The 18,066-nt window shown below is 58.6% G+C and carries 19 protein-coding genes; 7 read left to right on the forward strand and 12 right to left on the reverse strand.

The genetic code is table 11. The features are described 5' to 3' along the window. The first annotated feature begins 177 nt into the window (after nt 1–177). Genes gnd through FJD34_RS01295 form a run of 3 tightly spaced genes read left to right on the forward strand, consistent with a single transcriptional unit; the run spans nt 178 to nt 3,499 of the window. Nucleotides 178–1,158: a phosphogluconate dehydrogenase (NAD(+)-dependent, decarboxylating) gene (gnd, locus tag FJD34_RS01285; protein WP_090291170.1), complete on the forward strand. Its 981-nt coding sequence runs from the start codon at nt 178–180 to the stop codon at nt 1,156–1,158. Next, the gene (gene zwf, locus FJD34_RS01290; RefSeq protein ID WP_032861170.1) at nt 1,155–2,678 is read left to right on the forward strand and encodes a glucose-6-phosphate dehydrogenase; all 1,524 of its coding nucleotides are present in this window, start codon (nt 1,155–1,157) and stop codon (nt 2,676–2,678) included. The genes gnd and zwf overlap by 4 nt, the downstream gene beginning before the upstream one ends. Next, complete coding sequence (locus FJD34_RS01295; protein ID WP_090291169.1) at nt 2,675–3,499, forward strand: HAD family hydrolase; 825 nt, start codon at nt 2,675–2,677, stop codon at nt 3,497–3,499. Before zwf ends, FJD34_RS01295 begins: the two co-directional genes overlap by 4 nt. 15 nt (nt 3,500–3,514) lie before the next feature. Here the strand turns inward: FJD34_RS01295 and nhaB are convergent, their stop codons facing one another. Together nhaB and FJD34_RS01305 are read right to left on the reverse strand one after the other, a co-directional pair. Beyond that, nucleotides 3,515–5,017 (reverse strand): sodium/proton antiporter NhaB, encoded by a 1,503-nt coding sequence (gene nhaB / locus FJD34_RS01300; protein ID WP_090291168.1) that lies wholly within the window; start codon nt 5,015–5,017, stop codon nt 3,515–3,517. A 227-nt stretch (nt 5,018–5,244) separates the two neighbouring features. Then, nucleotides 5,245–5,511, reverse strand: coding sequence for a hypothetical protein (locus tag FJD34_RS01305; protein ID WP_032861167.1), 267 nt, complete (start codon nt 5,509–5,511; stop codon nt 5,245–5,247). Between the two features lie 341 nt (nt 5,512–5,852). Here FJD34_RS01305 and FJD34_RS01310 point away from each other — a divergent pair, with 341 nt between their 5' ends. After that, nucleotides 5,853–7,178, forward strand: coding sequence for a sigma-54 dependent transcriptional regulator (locus FJD34_RS01310; RefSeq protein ID WP_032861166.1), 1,326 nt, complete (start codon nt 5,853–5,855; stop codon nt 7,176–7,178). Nucleotides 7,179–7,266: 88 nt separating this feature from the next. Here the strand turns inward: FJD34_RS01310 and FJD34_RS01315 are convergent, their stop codons facing one another. The 7 genes from FJD34_RS01315 to FJD34_RS01345 form a co-directional block, all read right to left on the reverse strand. After that, the gene (locus FJD34_RS01315; protein WP_090291167.1) at nt 7,267–8,559 is read right to left on the reverse strand and encodes a hypothetical protein; all 1,293 of its coding nucleotides are present in this window, start codon (nt 8,557–8,559) and stop codon (nt 7,267–7,269) included. Between the two features lie 49 nt (nt 8,560–8,608). Then, nucleotides 8,609–9,355, reverse strand: a complete 747-nt coding sequence (locus FJD34_RS01320; protein WP_032861164.1) for a hypothetical protein — start codon at nt 9,353–9,355, stop codon at nt 8,609–8,611. 37 nt (nt 9,356–9,392) lie between these two features. Beyond that, nucleotides 9,393–10,073 (reverse strand): C39 family peptidase, encoded by a 681-nt coding sequence (locus tag FJD34_RS01325; RefSeq protein WP_032861163.1) that lies wholly within the window; start codon nt 10,071–10,073, stop codon nt 9,393–9,395. Nucleotides 10,074–10,134: 61 nt separating this feature from the next. Beyond that, the gene (locus FJD34_RS28010; RefSeq protein WP_157695982.1) at nt 10,135–11,010 is read right to left on the reverse strand and encodes a hypothetical protein; all 876 of its coding nucleotides are present in this window, start codon (nt 11,008–11,010) and stop codon (nt 10,135–10,137) included. Between the two features lie 68 nt (nt 11,011–11,078). Beyond that, a complete protein-coding gene (locus FJD34_RS01335; protein ID WP_032861161.1) occupies nt 11,079–11,633 on the reverse strand; it encodes a hypothetical protein in 555 nt (184 codons plus the stop codon). Then, the gene (locus FJD34_RS01340; RefSeq protein WP_090291165.1) at nt 11,633–12,085 is read right to left on the reverse strand and encodes a hypothetical protein; all 453 of its coding nucleotides are present in this window, start codon (nt 12,083–12,085) and stop codon (nt 11,633–11,635) included. The genes FJD34_RS01335 and FJD34_RS01340 overlap by 1 nt, the downstream gene beginning before the upstream one ends. Nucleotides 12,086–12,419: 334 nt before the next feature. Next, nucleotides 12,420–13,418: a FecR family protein gene (locus FJD34_RS01345; protein WP_090291164.1), complete on the reverse strand. Its 999-nt coding sequence runs from the start codon at nt 13,416–13,418 to the stop codon at nt 12,420–12,422. Between the two features lie 151 nt (nt 13,419–13,569). Here FJD34_RS01345 and FJD34_RS01350 point away from each other — a divergent pair, with 151 nt between their 5' ends. Both FJD34_RS01350 and FJD34_RS01355 read left to right on the forward strand, forming a co-directional pair. Next, nucleotides 13,570–13,839, forward strand: a complete 270-nt coding sequence (locus FJD34_RS01350; RefSeq protein WP_032861157.1) for a PepSY domain-containing protein — start codon at nt 13,570–13,572, stop codon at nt 13,837–13,839. A 366-nt stretch (nt 13,840–14,205) separates the two neighbouring features. Then, complete coding sequence (locus FJD34_RS01355) at nt 14,206–15,237, forward strand: Ldh family oxidoreductase (RefSeq protein WP_032861156.1); 1,032 nt, start codon at nt 14,206–14,208, stop codon at nt 15,235–15,237. Between the two features lie 39 nt (nt 15,238–15,276). Here FJD34_RS01355 and FJD34_RS01360 read toward each other — a convergent pair whose 3' ends face one another. Continuing rightward, complete coding sequence (locus tag FJD34_RS01360) at nt 15,277–15,597, reverse strand: ElaB/YgaM/YqjD family protein (protein WP_032861155.1); 321 nt, start codon at nt 15,595–15,597, stop codon at nt 15,277–15,279. 165 nt (nt 15,598–15,762) lie between these two features. Here FJD34_RS01360 and FJD34_RS01365 point away from each other — a divergent pair, with 165 nt between their 5' ends. Beyond that, entirely contained in the window at nt 15,763–16,014 is a 252-nt protein-coding gene (locus tag FJD34_RS01365) for a hypothetical protein (RefSeq protein WP_032861154.1), read from the forward strand. A 41-nt stretch (nt 16,015–16,055) separates the two neighbouring features. Here FJD34_RS01365 and FJD34_RS01370 read toward each other — a convergent pair whose 3' ends face one another. Both FJD34_RS01370 and FJD34_RS01375 read right to left on the reverse strand, forming a co-directional pair. After that, nucleotides 16,056–16,511 carry an LEA/WHy family protein gene (locus FJD34_RS01370; protein ID WP_032861153.1) on the reverse strand — a complete coding sequence of 152 codons (456 nt, stop codon included), beginning with the start codon at nt 16,509–16,511 and terminating at the stop codon, nt 16,056–16,058. Between the two features lie 8 nt (nt 16,512–16,519). Next, entirely contained in the window at nt 16,520–17,947 is a 1,428-nt protein-coding gene (locus FJD34_RS01375) for a nucleobase:cation symporter-2 family protein (protein ID WP_032861152.1), read from the reverse strand. Between the last annotated feature and the right edge of the window lie 119 nt (nt 17,948–18,066).

Raw genomic sequence — 18,066 nt, forward strand, 5'->3', positions numbered from 1 at the left:
TTTTGTCTCAATGGAACTTTTTTATTTTTCACGGTCGATGTGACTTTTCCGGGGGTGATGGTGAAAGGATGGCCACTTTTTCTGATGAAACTAGTGCGATTGGCGCCGGACTAATCCCTCATTGCGCTATAAACTGTGTCACACATTTTTTTGATTTGTAGTTAGGAGCATCAACACATGCAACTGGGGATTATCGGACTAGGCCGCATGGGCGGGAATATTGCGCGCCGCTTGATGCTCAATGGGCATACCACCGTGGTCTACGACCGCAATGAAGCATTCGTCAAAGGCTTGAGCGAAGAGGGTGCGACCGGCGTTGCCGACCTCGCTGCCCTGGTTGCCGGCCTGCAAAAGCCGCGTGCGATCTGGGTCATGCTGCCGGCGGGCGAGGCGACCGAAACCACGATCAACGACCTCAGCGAACTGATGGAAGCCGGCGATGTGATCATCGACGGCGGCAACACCTTCTATAAAGACGACGTGCGTCGCGGCAAGGCCCTGGCGGAAAAAGGCCTGCACTACATCGACGTCGGGACGTCCGGTGGCGTCTGGGGCCTGGAGCGTGGCTACTGCATGATGATTGGTGGCGACGCCGAGACCGTCAAGCACTTGGACCCGATCTTCGCCACCCTCGCGCCAGGCCTGGGCGATATCCCACGCACCAAGGACCGTACCGCCACTGATGATCGCGCCGAGCGTGGCTACATCCATGCAGGCCCCGCCGGCTCCGGGCATTTCGTGAAGATGATCCACAACGGCATCGAATACGGAATGATGCAGGCGTTTGCCGAAGGCTTTGACATCCTCAAGACCAAGAACTCGGAAAACCTGCCGCAAGACCAGCGTTTTGACCTGAACGTGGCCGACATTGCCGAAGTCTGGCGTCGTGGCAGCGTGGTTTCCTCCTGGCTGCTGGACCTGACCGCCGATGCCCTGGCGACCGACCCCAAGCTCGACGGTTATTCAGGTTCCGTGGCCGATAGCGGTGAAGGGCGCTGGACCATTGAAGCGGCCATGGAGCAATCGGTGCCGGTGCCGGTGCTGTCCAACTCGTTGTTCGCCCGTTTCCGCTCGCGTCAGCAAAGCACTTACGGTGACAAGTTGCTGTCGGCCATGCGCTTCGGCTTCGGCGGCCATGTGGAGACTTCCAAAAAATGACGGCCAACGGCAAGAAACCCAAGGCCGAACCCGCTCCACCCACTACCTTGTTCCTGTTCGGCGCCCATGGCGACCTGGTCAAGCGCCTGCTGATGCCGGCGCTGTACAACCTCAGTCGCGATGGCCTGTTGGGCGATGGGCTGCGGATTGTCGGGGTGGATCACAACGCTATCAGCGATGCCGACTTCGCCAAGAAACTCGAAGACTTCATCCGCACCGAAGCGGCGAGCAAGGTCAAGGGCAATGCCGAACATGCACTGGACCCACAGTTGTGGGCCCAGTTGGCCAAGGGCATCAGCTACGTGCAGGGGGATTTTCTCGATGACGGCACCTATGCCGATATCGCACAGAAGATCGCCGACAGTGGCACTGGCAATGCGGTGTTCTACCTGGCCACTGCGCCGCGCTTCTTCAGTGAAGTGGTGCAGCGCCTGGGCCGGGCCAACCTGCTGGAGGAAAGCCCCGAGGCTTTCCGCCGCGTGGTGATCGAAAAACCATTCGGCTCCGACCTGGCCACGGCCGAGGCGCTGAACGCCTGCCTGCTCAAGGTCATGAGCGAAAAACAGATCTATCGCATCGACCATTACCTGGGCAAGGAGACGGTGCAGAACATTCTGATCAGCCGTTTCTCCAACGTGCTGTTCGAAGCGTTCTGGAACAACCACTACATCGACCACGTGCAGATCACCGCTGCCGAAACCGTCGGCGTGGAAACCCGGGGCAGTTTCTTCGAAAACACCGGGACCTTGCGCGATATGGTGCCCAATCACCTGTTCCAACTGCTGGCAATGATTGCCATGGAACCGCCGGCGGCCTTTGGCGCCGACGCGGTGCGTGGCGAGAAGGCCAAGGTGATTGGTGCCGTGCGCCCATGGTCGATTGCGGATGCGCGGGCCAACTCGGTGCGTGGCCAGTACAGCGCCGGCGAGATCGGCGGCAAGTCACTGCCGGGCTACCGGGAAGAGGCGAATGTCGCACCCGACAGCAGCACCGAGACCTTCGTGGCGCTGAAGGTGATGATCGATAACTGGCGCTGGGTCGGCGTGCCGTTCTACCTGCGTACCGGCAAGCGCATGAGCGTGCGCGACACCGAAATCGTCATCTGCTTCAAGCCAGCGCCCTATGCGCAGTTCCGCGACACCGAAGTCGACGAACTCAAGCCGACGTACCTGAAGATCCAGATCCAGCCCAATGAAGGCATGTGGTTCGACCTGCTGGCGAAAAAGCCCGGGCCGACCCTGGACATGGCCAACATCCAGCTAGGGTTTGCCTACAAGGATTTCTTCGAGATGCAGCCTTCCACTGGCTACGAAACGTTGATCTATGACTGCCTGACCGGTGACCAGACGTTGTTCCAGCGCGCCGACAACATCGAAAATGGCTGGCGTGCCGTGCAGCCGTTCCTCGATGCCTGGAAGGAGGACGATGGAATTGAGGCCTACAAGGCAGGCGAAGACGGCCCCGCAGCGGCGGATGCATTGCTGGCCCGTGATGGCCGTGCCTGGCATAGCCTGGGATGAGTGAGGCGACGATTCACCCCATCCGATTTTTGTTGAGTGATATGGACGGCACCCTGTTGCTGCCCGATCACAGCCTGAGCCAGCGCACCATTGACGCGGTGCGTGCGTTGCGCGACGCCGGGGTGTTTTTCAGCCTCGCCACCGGGCGGCCGCCCAAGGCCATGCTGCAGCAGATCGAAGCCCTGGGCGTCGATGTGCCAACAGCAGGCTTTAATGGTGGCACCCTGGTCAATCCGGACGGCAGCATCCTGGTGGCTCACCACTTGCCAGCGGAAGCGGCCCTGGTAGCACTGGCGCTGTTTTCCCCGCATCCGGATGTGGAAGTCTGGGTGTTTGCCGATGGCGACTGGCTGTTACGCGACGCCAGCGGTCCCATGGTGCCGCGTGAGCAACACGGCCTGGGGTACGCGCCCGTGGTGGTGGAGAGTTTCGAGCCGTTCCTGGAACGGATCGATAAGATCGTCGCTGCCAGTAACAACACGCAACTGCTGATTGAACTGGAGGCGCAATTGCAGCCCAAGGTCCAGGGGCTGGCGCAGGTGTCGCGTTCGCAGCCGGTCTATCTCGATGTCACGGCAATGCAGGCCAATAAGGGCGATGCCCTGAAAACCCTGGCAGCCCATCTTGGGGTGGCGCTGGAGCAAACGGCGGCTATCGGCGATGGCGGCAATGACTCGGCGATGTTTCATGTCGCCGGGCTGTCGATTGCCATGGGCCAGGCCGAAGAGGCGGTCAAGCGTCAGGCCAATGTGGTCACTGGCAGCAATGTCGAGGACGGCGCGGCCCAGGCGATTGAGCGGTTTATCCTGGCGAGCGCTTGAGCGCTCGCCATCCCTTCACAGCCAGTAACTGACCCCGTACCAGCCCAGCACACCCATCACCACCGTATACGGCAGCGCCATCCACACCATGCGCCCGTAGGACAGGCGAATCAGCGGTGCAATCGCCGACGTCAACAAGAACAGGAACGCCGCCTGGCCATTGGGCGTCGCCACGCTGGGCAGGTTGGTCCCGGTATTGATCGCAATGGCCAGGGTCTCGAAGTGCTCGCGGCTCATATGGCCGGACACAAACGCCTGCTTGACCTCGGTGATGTAGATCGTCGCCACAAACACGTTATCGCTGATTGCGGACAACAGGCCATTGGCAATAAACAGCATGCCCGGTTGTTGTTCGGCGGGCAGGGCCAGCACCCATTGGATCAATGGGGTGAACAGTTGTTGATCATGAATCACCGCCACCACGGCAAAAAACACCACCAGCAACGCGGTAAAGGGCAGGGCGTCCTTGAAGGCATTGCCGATGCGGTGCTCTTCGGTAATCCCGGTAAAGGCGGTGATCAGCACAATCACCAGCAAGCCGATCAGGCCTACTTCGGCGATATGAAAGGCCAGGCCGGCGATCAGGATCAGCGCCGCCAAGCCCTGGACAATCAGCGCCGCACGCTGGCGTGGCGTGCGCTCGGCATTGTCTTCACGGGCGTAGTTGGCCAGCACCTGGCGTACGTTATCCGGCAGCAGCGTGCCGTAGCCAAACCAGCGCAACTTTTCCAGCAGGACGCAGGTGGCCAGACCGGCGACCAACACGGGCAGGGATACCGGAGCAATCCGCTGGAAGAACTCGCTGAAGTTCCAACCCATCTCATGGCCGATCAGCAGGTTCTGTGGCTCGCCCACCAAGGTGCACACGCCACCCAGGGCTGTGCCGACGGCGCCATGCATCAATAGGCTGCGCAGAAACGCGCGGAACTGCTCAAGGTCGGCGTGGTGCAAGGTGGGCAACTGTTGGTCGTCGCTAAATTCACTGTCCTGGCGCGGATCGTTGCCACTGGCCACGCGGTGATAGACCGAATAGAACCCCACGGCGGCGCTGATAATCACCGCCGTCACAGTCAAGGCATCGAGAAAAGCGGACAGAAAGGCAGACAAAAAGCAGAACATCAGCCCCAACAGCGCCTTGGAGCGCACACCGAGTAACAGGCGCGAAAACAGAAACAGCAGCAAGTCCTTCATAAAGTAGATGCCGGCCACCATAAACATCAGCAGCAGGATCACCGGAAAGTTGTGCAGCAGCTCGTCGTACAGCGCCTGGGGCGTGGTCATGCGCAGCAACAGCGCCTCGACCATCAACAGCCCACCGGGCATCAACGGGTAGCAGTGCAGCGCCATGGCCAGGGTGAAAATGAACTCTGCCACCAGTAGCCAACCGGCCGCCACTGGGCCAAAAAACCACAGTACCAGAGGGTTGAGGATCAGGAATGCGAGGATGCTGGCCTTGTACCAACGGGGCGAGTGCCCAAGAAAATTATGGGCGAAGGCCTGGGCCATTGATCCGGACATAGGGTGCTCCTTGGGGCGAGAAGCGCGCAAGGTGCCCGATGTTCACCCAATGTAGGAGCGAGCTTGCTCGCGAAAAACCTGAGGGTGCCGCATACATCCTGGTGCCCTGCGGCATTGTTAAAGTTTTTCGTCGGAACGCCGCCCGGAGACAAGCTCGCTCCTACAGTAAATGCGTCAGTCAGCGAATAACCGATCAGCACTTACAAAGTTGCAGTAAGTGCGTGAGCTTACTTAGGCATTGCCCAGGACTGTAGTTGATAACCTTCGCCATTGAGTTCGGCGCGGGCTTGCAGCAGCAGGGTTTCCAATTGCTTGGGATCGGAATAAGTGCTGCAAGGAATCTGCTTGCGCCCGATGCGGTTTTCGGTGCGGTCGATAACGGTCAGGCTCAATTCGCCAGTCCCGTCTTGTGGGGCCCAGGCCACGCAGTGAAAGGGCTGGAAAGCACGGTCTGCGATCAAAAGAGCTTCGTTGATACGGAGCGGGGCGTTCATGGGGTCTTCTCTCTAAGTGCCCAATCAAATGATGTGCCGTCGGTTGGGCTTACCGTTCGGCTAGTACCTGTACTGATGCACGATGACGGGGTACGGGTCACATCTTAAAACAAGAAAATTCAACTTTTCGTGATTAACGTCATGTAAGAGGCCCATTTGAAAGCTGAATGAAAGATTGAAGTAGCGTCGTGCAAAGGTGCCTGATCGCCAAATGCTGTATTCAGGGGGGTGTTATCGCAAAACGATACAAGGGGGTGTCAAGATCTTGCTAGGGTTATCAACAGTCGCCTCAAACTGTTGTTTCTAAATAACTTTAATGATTTTGACGCCAAGGAATAGTCATGATTGTTACACCCCCACTGCGTCGTTTACTTGTGGTCGATCCCTGTGATGACTGCCACCAGTTATTACCTGGTTTGCGGGCGGCCGGGTGGGATGTCGACAGCTGTGCCTTGGACGCCCTCGGGGATCGTACCTGTGATGTGGGATTGTTACGGCTGCAGCCCGCTCACTTGCAGCGGCCCGAAGCGGTTAAAGAGCTGATCAGCCGCAGCGGTACTGAATGGATTGCCGTGCTCAGCCCCGAAGTGCTGCGTCTGCAGAAGGTCGGCGACTTTGTCTGTGAATGGTTTTTCGACTTTCACACCTTGCCATTTGATGTGTCGCGGGTCCAGGTCACCCTCGGTCGTGCGTTTGGCATGGCGCGCTTGCGTGGTAAAGGCATTGCCCACGTGGATGAGCCAGAACATGAGCTGCTGGGCGACAGCCGGCCGATCCGCGAGTTGCGCAAGTTGCTGGCTAAACTGGCGCCCACCGAATCGCCGATTCTGATCCGTGGCGACAGTGGCACCGGCAAGGAGTTGGTGGCAAAGACCCTGCACCGGCAATCCCAGCGCCACGCCAAGCCGTTTGTGGCGATCAATTGCGGGGCGATTCCAGAACATTTGATCCAGTCCGAACTGTTCGGTCATGAAAAGGGCGCGTTCACCGGCGCTCATCAGCGCAAGATCGGGCGTATCGAAGCGGCCAACGGCGGCACCTTGTTCCTCGATGAAATCGGCGATCTGCCGATGGAATTGCAAGCCAACCTGCTGCGTTTTCTCCAGGAAAAACACATAGAACGTGTCGGTGGCAGCCAGCCGATCCCGGTGGATGTGCGGGTACTGGCGGCGACCCATATCGATCTGGAGGCGGCGATCGAGAAGGGCACATTTCGCGAAGACTTGTACTACCGCCTGAATGTCTTGCAAGTGACCACCGCCCCCCTGCGTGAACGGCATGGCGATGTGGGCATGTTGGCCAACCATTTCTCCCGTTTCTACAGCCAGGAAACCGGACGTCGCCCGCGTAGCTTCAGCGAGGATGCCCTGGTCGCCATGGGCAAGCATGGATGGCCGGGTAATGTGCGTGAGTTGGCCAACCGGGTACGGCGCGGGTTGGTACTGGCCGAAGGGCGACAAATCGAAGCGATCGACCTGGGGTTGCAAAGCCACCAGGCAATCATATTGCCGATGGCTACACTGGAAGATTACAAGCACCGCGCCGAACGTCAGGCGTTGTGCGATGTGCTGAACCGGCACAGCGACAACCTGAGTGTCGCTGCCCGAGTGCTGGGAGTTTCCCGGCCCACGTTCTACCGGTTGCTGCACAAACACCAGATCCGCTAGGGCGGGTAAAAAAGCCCCGTCGCGACCCTTATCGCGGCGGGGCTTTTCCTTTCCCTAAACCCACCATCCCCTGTAGGGGGTATGGCGTTTAGAAGTAGTACGGGAATTTCAGGCTGAAGGTGAAATCAGGCGCGTCATCGGTCATGCCGATAGCCAGGTTGGGCACGATGGTCAGGTTCTCACTGGCGGCAATGGTCATGCCGACGTTGAAGTAGCCGGCGTTGGCGTCGCTGGAGACAATCGACTGCCAGTCACCGCCATCAGGCTTGAGCTTGCTCTTGCGCTGAATCAGGTCAGATACCGAGAACGACATACTCATGCGCTCGTTCAAGGCAAACGCCACGCCTACGCCAAATTGGAAACTGTCGCCCAGGCGCACCTTGCCACCGACCTTCTGGTTGACGTCACTGCTGATATCGTCAAACGAATCTTCGAAGTTATGAGTGTAGGAAAGGCTGCCGAACAGCACTGCCGGATCGAAGGTCTTGACCAGGGATATCCCAGGGGTTATCGACCAGACACCGTTACCGGTTGGCAGGTTCTCCGGTACAAACAGGTTGTCGTTGGCCGTTGAGCGCACCAGCTTGATCCCGAAGGGTTCCTTGCCGGTGGGGGCCTTGACGCGCACTGAGACCACGGCATCGGGCATCGTCGGTGATTCGTCGAGGAATTTGTAGGCAATCCCGAAGTTGACGTCGCCGATGGTTGGATCACGGCTCACCGACTCTTCTGAGGTCGCTTGCGGGTCACCACCACTGGCCCCACCAGACTGGTAGGTCGACTCGCGGTAGACCACCGGAACGTTAACGTCGAACTGCCAGCGGTTATCAAGGTTGTAGCGGCCCGTCAGGTCCAAGGTCCAGTTATCTGCCTTGATACGGTCCAGGTTGATATTGCCCAGGAAAATCGAGTCCAGCGCGAGAAAACCATTGAGGGTCAATTGGCGGGCGTCATAGCGTGCGTAGGTAATGCCGGTTTCAAAACTGAATTTGCCGTTACCGAAGAAACCGCTGGCTTCGTTATACAAGTTGCTGACACTTTGCGCTGGCGCCGAATCATCCTTGAGCGATTGCCCGTAGGAGCTGCCGCCTGTGGCTCCACCCGTACCGCCGCTGGCGGCCACGGTGCTGCCACTTTGCTTGAAGTCGGCTGGCGATTTGGCCAGGCGTTTGGGCGCCGGGGTTGCTGGCTGGTCTTCCACCTGGCGCACCCGTTGTTCCAGGACTGCCAGGGCTTTTTGCTGGACTTCGTAGCGCTGCTTGAGCTCCAGAAGTTCTTGTTTGAGGGTTTCTATGTCCGCGTCTGGTGCTGCGTACAACATACTCGTTGGCAAGAGCGTACTTAAACAGACAACGGCACGTAGTGATAACGATCGATGCATGAAATAAGCCGTCCTTTTCTAATGCGGAAGTGTCGAGGGTCAGCGTAGTTCAATAACCGAGCGTGCGTAGGCCTTTGAGTTGATCCAGGTTGCAGTTCAATGCGCCCGCGTTCAGACCATTGTTGCCTAGCACCACATTGAGCTGCGTCATGTTGTTGACGAAGTTACTGTTGCCTTGCAAAACCGTGCCTTGCAGTACATTGCCGCCACCGATCTGCTGCAGGGCGCTCCCCTGATTGTTATTGGCTTGGATGGCCATCTGCACGCCGCCATTGTTGGCCGAAACACTGACTCGACCGGCCGCACTGTCGGTCGTGAAGGAGCCGCCCGCCATCAACGCATGCCCCGACTGCGCCACGTTGGCCGGTGACAGGCCGTTTTCACTGACATTGATCCCGACGTTGTTATAGGCCGTATTGCCATCGCCGGCGGCGCGTACGGTTTGGGTCACGCCCTGGCCACTGCCCAGGCCGGCGCCACCCACGACAGTGCCGGTGCCAGGGTCGCGATTGGTACCGCTGCCGACTGAGCCGGTGGACTGCACATAGAATTGCGGGGTGATGGTGGCGGAGTCGATGTGCATATTGGCGTTCACCGTACTGGTGTCGCCAGCGGCGTTGGTCCAGGTGGTGCTCATGACAATACCGAAGCTGACAATTCGCCCTGGCATCACGAAACGGCCGCGCAGTTCAGCCAGTTCCGAGTCTTTCATTTCGATGGGCTTGAACGCTGAGGAAGCATAGGCAGGCATCGAGGCTGCCAGGCACAGGACCGTAAGCCAACGATAAGTGTTCATGTTTTGCTCCTGGAGCTTCCTGCTCCTTATCGCGCTTCTAGAAGAAATCGCTCTGGATAAAACCGAAGTCCATCAGCTCTGCATCGCCCACGGGCCGGAACTCGTTCATTTTGGTCTTGGCGGTCAATGGTGTGGGAGGATCGAGCAGGGCGTTGGTCTTGTCATAGCCCTCACCCAACACGGCAAACACCACACCGTTCCAGCCTTTGACAAAGTCGTCCCGTGCATAGCGTTTATTGCCCAGGACAGGGTCACCGATATAGACCCAGTCTTTTTCGGCACGCTGCATCACGACGAAGTGCTTATAGCCACGGATCTCCACTAACACCACCACAGGGATTTTCACGGTCAGCAGGGTGTCCGGGCCGATTTTGTAGCCCCTGGCACGCATGCCGATGCTTTCGAGGTAGCGTTTCATGTCGAGCATGGAGAAACCCTGGGTACGTACCAGGTCCTGGTCAGCGTTGACCAGCATGCCCTTGATGACGTGTTCTTCATCAACGTCCATCCAATAGGCTTGGCGCAGGATGGTGGCCAGTGCTGCCGCACCACAGCTGAAATCGGTTTTTTGTTCCACCAGGTTAGCGAACCGGCGTTCGCGGATGCTCTCGACCTTCTTGAAAATCACTGCACCGCCGGGCATGGCGGAAATAGCCATTTGCCCTGCCCAGGAAGGGCCAGCAAGCAGTAATAGAAGGGTGAGGGTCGCGAGGCGCATGATCGGATGACCTGTTGGACACGGAAATAAAAAAGGGCCTTGTTGCCAAGGCCCGATTGCATCAGAAGCGTACGCCGCTACCCGCTGCGCAGACGGTGCAGCCGCTGCCGAGGGAGAGAGTGTTGCTCTGCTGGTTGCCGATGCCTGCAGCCACGTTGACGCCGATGTTGCCAGAGGCGTTGTTGGCCGAGTGGTTCAGGCTGGCGTTGTTGACGACATAAGAGGCTTGGCCATTGCCGTTGCCGTTGCCGTTGCCGTTGCCGTTGCCATTGCCGTTGCCGTTGCCGTTGCCGTTGCCATTGCCGTTGCCGTTGCCGTTGCCGTTGCCATTGCCATTGCCATTACCGAAGCTGTTGCCGTTGTTGCCATTACCGGTAGAGGCAGTATTGAGGAACTCGTTATCCACCGAGGTTTGCACGGTGTTCGAGGCTGCGGCGACGTTGTTGCCGTCTGCAACTACAATCGCCAGGTTGTTTTTCTGCTGGTTGCCTTGACCGGCGGCGACGTTGACACCCACGTTGCCGGAACTGTTGTTGGCCGAGTTGTTCAGCGAGGCATTGTTTTGCACGCCCTTGCTTTCGAAGTCGTTCTTTTTGCTTTGCTGATCGACATCGACCAGGGCGAAAACCAGGTTTGAATCGTCAGCGCTGCTGGTGATTGCTGCGGCGTTATCTTGCTGGTTGCCGGAGCCAGCGGCGACGTTGCCACCCAGGTTGCCGTTGCTGCGGTTCAACGAGTGGTTGGCCGAGGCATTGTTGGTGGTTTTGGTGTCATCGAACTTGTTGTCTTTGCTGATTTGGGTGTCCGTGACGACGGCGGCTACGGTGCCGGTGGGTGCGGGGGTTGGGTACCACTTGTTAGCGTCAGCTTGTACAGCAACAGCCATGAGCGCAGCCAGAGCAAAAACCAGTGGTTTGAGAGCCATTGTAGGTTTCATGGTGTATCTCCTTGCTTCTAATTAGTTGGTTAAGTGTTGGTACGGTCTAACAAACACCTATCAAGTCGTTACTTGATAGTGATACCGAGGGTGTTAGCCATTCGGTTCCCCACCCCTGCACTCTGATTCACCTGTACCACTCCACGGCTGCCGGTGAAGGCCTGGTCGCTGGTAACGACCTGGCGGCTGCCAGTGGTAGAGGAGGACCTTGAGTCTGGTAACAGCGTCGTGTTCTGTTGCGACAAGACGCTGTCATCGATGCTTTGCGGGCCAGGATTGATACTGATCCGCACCGCATTGATCATCTGGTTATTGGCCCCGGCCGACTGGTTGACGCCCAGTACACCGTTGCCATTGCTGAAAGAGGTTCCCTGGATCGCCGTGTTGGCGTTGAGGGAAGGGTCGGCCTTGCCGTCGAGCTTCTGTATGAGCACAGTGCTGGCTTGACCGCCGACTGTGATGCTCCGGCTGTTGATCTGTTGTTGCTGATTGCCGGCGGCCTGGTTGACCGAAATAACGCCGGTGTATTGTTTGCCGGAGTTGTCGATGAGCGCTTCGTGACCGTCGCCGGCCATTGCGCAAGAGCAACTGAACAGTGCAGGGATCAGCCATGAGCGATTCATTACTGAGCCCCCATCATGCTGCCGATGTTGTTCAAGGGGGCCAGGCCACGTTCAATCGTGCCGCTGATCTGGCCACCCAGGCTGTTCCCGCCGCCATGACTCGCAGCTGCGCCAGTGCCCAAGCCAGCCGAATTGGTGCCCAGAGTGTTGCTCAGGCCGGGGAGTTCGCCGTTTGGCAGGATCGTGCGGGTAATGCCGGAACCGCTACTCAGGCCTGCAAAATCGCTATCGCTGAGTTCGCCGGTAGCACGCTGAATCTGACTGCTTGGGTTGGCATTCACTGTGGTTGGATAAGGGTCGGGACCAAAGGCTGGGCGACCAACGTGGAAACCTTGAACATTGCGCCCGGTCACGATGATGCCGTCTCCCGCCGAAGCGCTCACGCTCACACTGGCGCTGAGTACACAGCTGATCAGCAGTAGGCTCAGTGAGCCTGGATTGAGAGTCGCCACGGCAGCATTCCTTGTTTTTTAACGCTGACCCTAAACAGCGTTGCAAGGAAGAGAGCAGAAGCTGTGCCGCTTTTTATATTGGCTGGTTATTCAACAGCTTGGGATTATGTGCGAGGTGGCTGGGGGCAGGGTGTATCAGGCATGAAACAGGATGGCGGCCAATGAGCTGCGCCAGGCTTGGGCCCGGGGTGTTTCAGGGCTGAAACACTTGTGATGACGAAACGATGAACCCGCAGCCACCGGGCTGTTACGCGGTGAGGGGTGTTTCAAAAGTGGACAAGGCGTTGCGAGCGATAGCCGTGCCACCGCAGTACGCGGTAGTCACGGCTCTTGATCAGGTCTTGGGAGTTTTGCGCGGGATTGAATTGAGTACGGTGTTGCCGTCCTGGTTCTGAGTCAGGTAGACCGGCAGCACTTTGGGCAGGGAGGACACCAGATGGGTGACTTCATGGATATCGTAGATCCCGCCAATGCGAATATTCCCGGTGCCCGTATCGGCCAGCATCACCGGTTTGCTCAAGTAACGGTTGATCAGTGGCAAGGCATCCACCAGTGGCAGATTGTCGAGAATCAACTTGCCGGTGCGCCAGGCCAGCGCCGGGTCATGGGGGGAGAAGGCCTGTAATTGCGGTTGCGCGTCCCCCAGGTTGTAACTGGCCTGCATTCCGGGCGTCAGGCTCAGGCCGCTGTGGCTGGCGTCGCTGGTGATTTTTACCGAGCCTTCCAGCAACATCACCCGTACTTGATCGTCATACTTCCAGACGTTGAACTGGGTGCCCGTCACCCGGATTTGCCCCGTGCCGGCGCGCACCACAAACGGGTGTGCGAGGTCATGGCTGACTTTGAAGAACGCTTCACCTTTTTTCAGCGTGGCCCGGCGCTCATCCTTGTAGTTGCTGTAGACCAGCTCGGTGCCCAGGTTCAGCTCAACTTCACTGCCATCAGTCAGCGTCACGTGGCGCAGGCCACTGGTGGCTTCGTAATGCTCATAAGAGCTGGGCAGCCAACCGGCCTCCCAACTGGTGAAGGCGGCCAGTGGCAACGCCACCAGGGAAATGGCGGCGGCGACTGCATAGGTGCGCCAGCGGCTGGGTGGTGTGACCCGCACAACCGGCGGTGGTGCTTCGCTGGTGCGCGGCAAGTGGTCGGCAACATCCCAGATTTCCAGCATGGCGGCATATTCGAAGGCATGCAGAGGGTGCGCATCGTGCCACTGTTCGAAAGCCTGCCGTTCTGCCACGGTGCAATCAAAAGCGTGCAGACGCATACACCAATGCGCGGCGGCATCGGTGACTGCATCATATTCGGCTTCTGAAAGGGGCTGTTCGGTCATTGGTGCTTCCTGATTTCCTACATTCTAACCTTCCCGGCGTGGTGCCGAGAACAGCCATCATGGCGAATGAGCATCAATGTGGAACTAATTCGGGCTGTAAACACCCTAAAAATCTGGATCTGTAAGTCATTCTCTCTAACGGAGTAAGAAAATGCTGAAGAATACCCTCACTGCCATGCTTGCCACTGCCACCTTGTTCGGCGCTGGCGCCGCCTTGGCCGACAAACCTGGGGCCGGCTGGATCACCATCGAGAAAGCCATCGAAACTGCCAAGACCAAGGCTGGTTACATTGAGGTCTACCAGGCCGAAGCTGACGACAATGGTTATTGGGAAGTCAAAGGTCGCAAGGCTGATGGTAGCGTTTATGAAATCCGCATCGACGGCGCCTCGGGCAATGTGTTGCGCGACCAGAAGGACTGATCCCGATTAGATTCCCTGTGACTGATGGGCATCGGGCTCAACTGACGCCTCAGGTTAGTGATAGGCAACGCCACGGAGTCGGCATTATCCAGGATAGTGCCGACTCGCCTGGCCAGGTTGGTCCTGAACATCCCTCTCGCATTACTCAAATTCATCCCCGCGGCGCAAGTATCTGACCCTTGATGTACTCGGTTTCTGGGGCTGCACCAAAATCACTCCAACTGGAGTCGACGGCATCAGGTGGGCATTAAATAAATAACATCGAAGCCGCGTCGGTGGTTGACAGCTCACTTGTCGCGCGTTGTTAATCAATGGGCCGAATCCAGCAGGCTGTTGCCCCCTCCAATAACAATTCTGGAGCTTCAGATGTCAGCCACGCCCATTACCGCTGCGAACACTTCAATTGTCTTCACGCAACTTGTGACGCTGCTCAAGGCCATTTTCATCCGTCACGGCGCTTCGCCGGATGTTGCCAGCGTACTGGCTGACAACTGCGCCCGCGCTGAACAGGACGGTGCGCACAGCCACGGGGTGTTTCGCATACCCGGCTATGTCTCGACTCTGGACAGCGGCTGGGTCAATGGCCAGGCGGTGCCGGTGGTCGAGGATGTGGCCTCGGGGTTCGTGCGTGTGGATGCCGCCAATGGATTTGCCCAGCCGGCGCTGGCGGCGGCCCGCCCGTTATTGGTGGCAAAAGCCCGCAGTGCTGGGATTGCCGTACTGGCGATTCGTAACTCTCACCACTTTGCTGCCTTGTGGCCGGATGTCGAGCCGTTTGCCGAAGAGGGTTTGGTCGCCCTGAGCGTGGTCAATAGCATGACTTGCGTGGTCCCTCATGGCGCCGATCGGCCCTTGTTCGGCACCAATCCCATCGCGTTCGCGGCGCCACGTGCTGACGGGCCACCGATTGTGTTTGATCTGGCCACCAGCGCAATCGCCCATGGCGATGTCCAGATTGCCGCCCGCAAGGGTGAACGTGTTCCGCCGGGCACTGGCGTCGACAGCCTGGGCCAGCCGACCCAGGACCCGAAGGCGATCCTCGAAGGCGGGGCGTTGTTGCCATTTGGCGGGCACAAGGGCTCGGCCTTGTCGATGATGGTGGAGTTGCTGGCAGCCGCGCTGACCGGGGGCAACTTCTCGTTCGAATTCGACTGGTCAAACCATCCCGGCGCCAAGACCCCCTGGACAGGCCAGTTGCTGATCGTGATCGACCCCAGCAAAGCCGCCGGGCAAGACTTTGCCGAGCGCAGCCAGGAACTGGTGCGGCAGATGCATGCGGCAGGGCTGCGACGCTTGCCGGGCGACCGGCGTCATCGCACGCGGGCCAAGGCAGAAGTGGAAGGAATTGTTCTGGACGGTGATGAGCTGGCGCGGTTGCGTAAGTTGGCGCAGGGCTGATGGTCGGGGCGGACTGAGCCGCCCCGGCCGTGGAATCGATCAGTGGCGACGGCCAAGCAGCAGGCCAACCACCAGGCCAAAGCCGGCTGAAATCGCCACGGTCTGCCAAGGGTGGCCACCGATGTAGGTTTCGGTGGCATCCACCACCGGCTTGCTGCGCTCACGCACGCTGGACACCGAGTCCAGGGCCTGCTTGAGCTTGATCGCTACCTGTTCACGCAGGGTTTCACCTTCTTCTCCCACCAGCGATGCGCTGCTTTTGAGCAGTTTGTCCGATTCTTCGATCAGGGCCTGGAGTTCGCTGAACGCCTGGTCCTTGATTTGCTCTTCGACAGCTTGGGCAGCGGTTTTACGGGCCATGGAGTAGCTCCTTGCGGGGTAAGTGGGCAGTGAACAATGGAGTCTTCAAGCACGGCAAAAGTTGCAGTTTTTTTTCGTCAGCTGCCGGGGCAATGAAAAATCCGAATTCGGACCTTTCGACCTACAGTGTAAGATGTCACCTATTTGTGCAGCAGGTAATTCCACATGAGCTTCAATCTGGCCAACAAGCCCCTTGCCGAGCGCGCTGCGCTTGAAGATGAAAAGTCCCGCCTGTATGACTTGTGGCAAAGCAACCTGGGCAAGGCCAAGGGCGAGGGCGCCCGGCTGTTTGGCGAGCGTTCCAAGCGCAAGGGCAAATGGGCCGAATGGGTGCGTTCGGAACTGGACAGCATGTCGCCACCAGAATTTGCCAACATGGTGCGCAGTGAAGTCAACCGCCTGATGGCCGCGAAGTAGGAGCAGCCAGCGCATCCATGTGCCAGTGAACTCCAGGCTGTTTACTTGGGTAAGTCCAACGTGCCGCGATCAACAAAACGCATCGTGCCAAACAACCCACCGGCCAGTTTGCCGCGCAGCACATAGGGCAGGTTGTTCAGACTCTGGGTCTGGCTCAGGCCCAGGGTCTGGCGCAACACCGAAAACGCCGAAACGCTGACTGGCACCATCAGTACGGTCTCGGAAAAACGTGGGATAGATCCCTGTTGATCGCTGACCCCAGAGGCCAGCGGCCGGCCATTGACCTCCAGGTCCAGGGCTACACCGTTGTAGTCGATCGCTGTTTCGTTGGGGTTCTGCACCCGCAGCTTGACGGCAAAGCGCACCTCCAGGTCCTGGCTTTGCAGGGGTTCGATCCCGACCACATTGATGTTGACCGGGTCGCGATTGGGAAACAGGGCGCAGGCACTCAGGCTGAGTAATATCAGGGACAGGGTCAGGCCGATCAATCTGCGCATAAGGGTTCCTATTTCGTCGGGTCCGGGTCCTGCATCACTTTGAGGGTCGAGGCTTCCGGATCAAATTCATCTTCTTCCAGTTCCATGAACTCTTCAGGCAGGAAGATGTTCAGCAGGATCGCACAGAATGCACCAACGGTAATCGGCGACTCGAAGATGTTATGCAAGGCCTTGGGCAGTTCGCGCAGCACTTCCGGTACCGCCGCCACGCCCAGGCCCATCCCCAGGGAAATGGCCACGATCAGCACATTGCGCCGATGCAGTCCGGCCTCGGCGAGGATCTTGATCCCGGCCACGGCTACGGTGCCGAACATGATCAGGGTCGCGCCACCCAATACCGGCTTGGGCATCAGTTGCAGCACCGCGCCAATCATCGGGAACAGGCCGAGCAACACCAATAGGCCGGCGATGAAATACGCCACGTAGCGGCTGGCCACGCCGGTCAACTGAATCACGCCGTTGTTCTGGGCGAAGGTCACCATCGGCAGGCTATTGAAGGTGGCGGCCATGACCGAGTTCAGGCCATCAGCCAGCAGGCCGGACTTGATGCGTTTGATGTACAGCGGGCCTTTGACCGGTTGTTGGGAAATCATCGAGTTGGCTGTCAGATCACCGGCTGCTTCCAGCGGGGAAATCAGGAAGATCACTGCCACCGGGATAAACGCCACCCAGTCAAACGAGAAACCGTACTTGAACGGCACCGGCACGCTGACCAGCGGCACCTGAGGCAATGCCGCCAGGTCGACCCGTCCCAGCCACCAGGCCACGATAAAACCCAGGGTCAGGCCGATGACAATCGAGCCCAGGCGCAGGAACGGGTTATTGAAACGGTTGAGCACCACGATGGTCAGCAATACCAGGGCTGCCAGCCCCATATTGCTGGCCGCGCCCAAGTCGGCGGCGCCGTAGCCGCCGGCCATGTCGGTGACGGCGACCTTGATCAGCGACAGGCCCATCAAGGTGATGATGGTGCCGGTGACCACCGGGGTAATCAGCTTGCGCAGCTTGCCGATGAACTGACTGAGCACCACTTCGATAAACGCCGCAAAGAAACAAATGCCGAAGATCGTCGAGAGTATTTCATCAGTGCCGCCGCCTCGCGCCTTAACCATGAATCCGGCACTGAGAATCACGCTGATGAACGAAAAGCTGGTGCCTTGCAGGCACAGCAAGCCCGAGCCCACCGGGCCAAAGCGCCGCGCCTGGACAAAGGTGCCCAGGCCGGAGACGAACAGCGCCATGCTGACCAGGTAGGGCACTTCGCTTTCCAGGCCCAATACACCCCCGACGATCAGGGTCGGGGTAATGATCCCGACAAAGCTGGCGAGCACATGCTGCAGGGCGGCAAACATCGCCGCAGTGAAGTGCGGACGGTCTTCCAGACCATAGATCAGGTCCGATTTGTAACGTGGCTGAGGGGCTTGAGCGTCAGACAAAATACGTGCTCGGGTCAGAAAATGGAGGCGCAGGATGCCAGAAAGCGCCCGCTGTCAAAAGTGTGAAAATATATTTCTCCGATCCATGCAAAAAGCCTCAAGCCGGCCGATACCTCTTA

The sequence above is a fragment of the Pseudomonas brenneri genome, assembly GCF_007858285.1.
Lineage (GTDB): Bacteria > Pseudomonadota > Gammaproteobacteria > Pseudomonadales > Pseudomonadaceae > Aquipseudomonas > Aquipseudomonas brenneri.

Coding starts and splice junctions, on each gene's coding strand:
- FJD34_RS28010 (WP_157695982.1), bottom strand. CDS start 11,010: ATGAAACCTACAATGGCTCTCAAACCACTGGTTTTTGCTCTGGCTGCG.
- FJD34_RS01345 (WP_090291164.1), bottom strand. CDS start 13,418: ATGACCGAACAGCCCCTTTCAGAAGCCGAATATGATGCAGTCACCGAT.
- FJD34_RS01335 (WP_032861161.1), bottom strand. CDS start 11,633: ATGAATCGCTCATGGCTGATCCCTGCACTGTTCAGTTGCTCTTGCGCA.
- FJD34_RS01295 (WP_090291169.1), top strand. CDS start 2,675: ATGAGTGAGGCGACGATTCACCCCATCCGATTTTTGTTGAGTGATATG.
- FJD34_RS01325 (WP_032861163.1), bottom strand. CDS start 10,073: ATGCGCCTCGCGACCCTCACCCTTCTATTACTGCTTGCTGGCCCTTCC.
- FJD34_RS01355 (WP_032861156.1), top strand. CDS start 14,206: ATGTCAGCCACGCCCATTACCGCTGCGAACACTTCAATTGTCTTCACG.
- FJD34_RS01350 (WP_032861157.1), top strand. CDS start 13,570: ATGCTGAAGAATACCCTCACTGCCATGCTTGCCACTGCCACCTTGTTC.
- nhaB (WP_090291168.1), bottom strand. CDS start 5,017: ATGTCCGGATCAATGGCCCAGGCCTTCGCCCATAATTTTCTTGGGCAC.
- gnd (WP_090291170.1), top strand. CDS start 178: ATGCAACTGGGGATTATCGGACTAGGCCGCATGGGCGGGAATATTGCG.
- FJD34_RS01370 (WP_032861153.1), bottom strand. CDS start 16,511: ATGCGCAGATTGATCGGCCTGACCCTGTCCCTGATATTACTCAGCCTG.
- FJD34_RS01305 (WP_032861167.1), bottom strand. CDS start 5,511: ATGAACGCCCCGCTCCGTATCAACGAAGCTCTTTTGATCGCAGACCGT.
- FJD34_RS01320 (WP_032861164.1), bottom strand. CDS start 9,355: ATGAACACTTATCGTTGGCTTACGGTCCTGTGCCTGGCAGCCTCGATG.
- FJD34_RS01360 (WP_032861155.1), bottom strand. CDS start 15,597: ATGGCCCGTAAAACCGCTGCCCAAGCTGTCGAAGAGCAAATCAAGGAC.
- FJD34_RS01315 (WP_090291167.1), bottom strand. CDS start 8,559: ATGCATCGATCGTTATCACTACGTGCCGTTGTCTGTTTAAGTACGCTC.
- zwf (WP_032861170.1), top strand. CDS start 1,155: ATGACGGCCAACGGCAAGAAACCCAAGGCCGAACCCGCTCCACCCACT.
- FJD34_RS01310 (WP_032861166.1), top strand. CDS start 5,853: ATGATTGTTACACCCCCACTGCGTCGTTTACTTGTGGTCGATCCCTGT.
- FJD34_RS01365 (WP_032861154.1), top strand. CDS start 15,763: ATGAGCTTCAATCTGGCCAACAAGCCCCTTGCCGAGCGCGCTGCGCTT.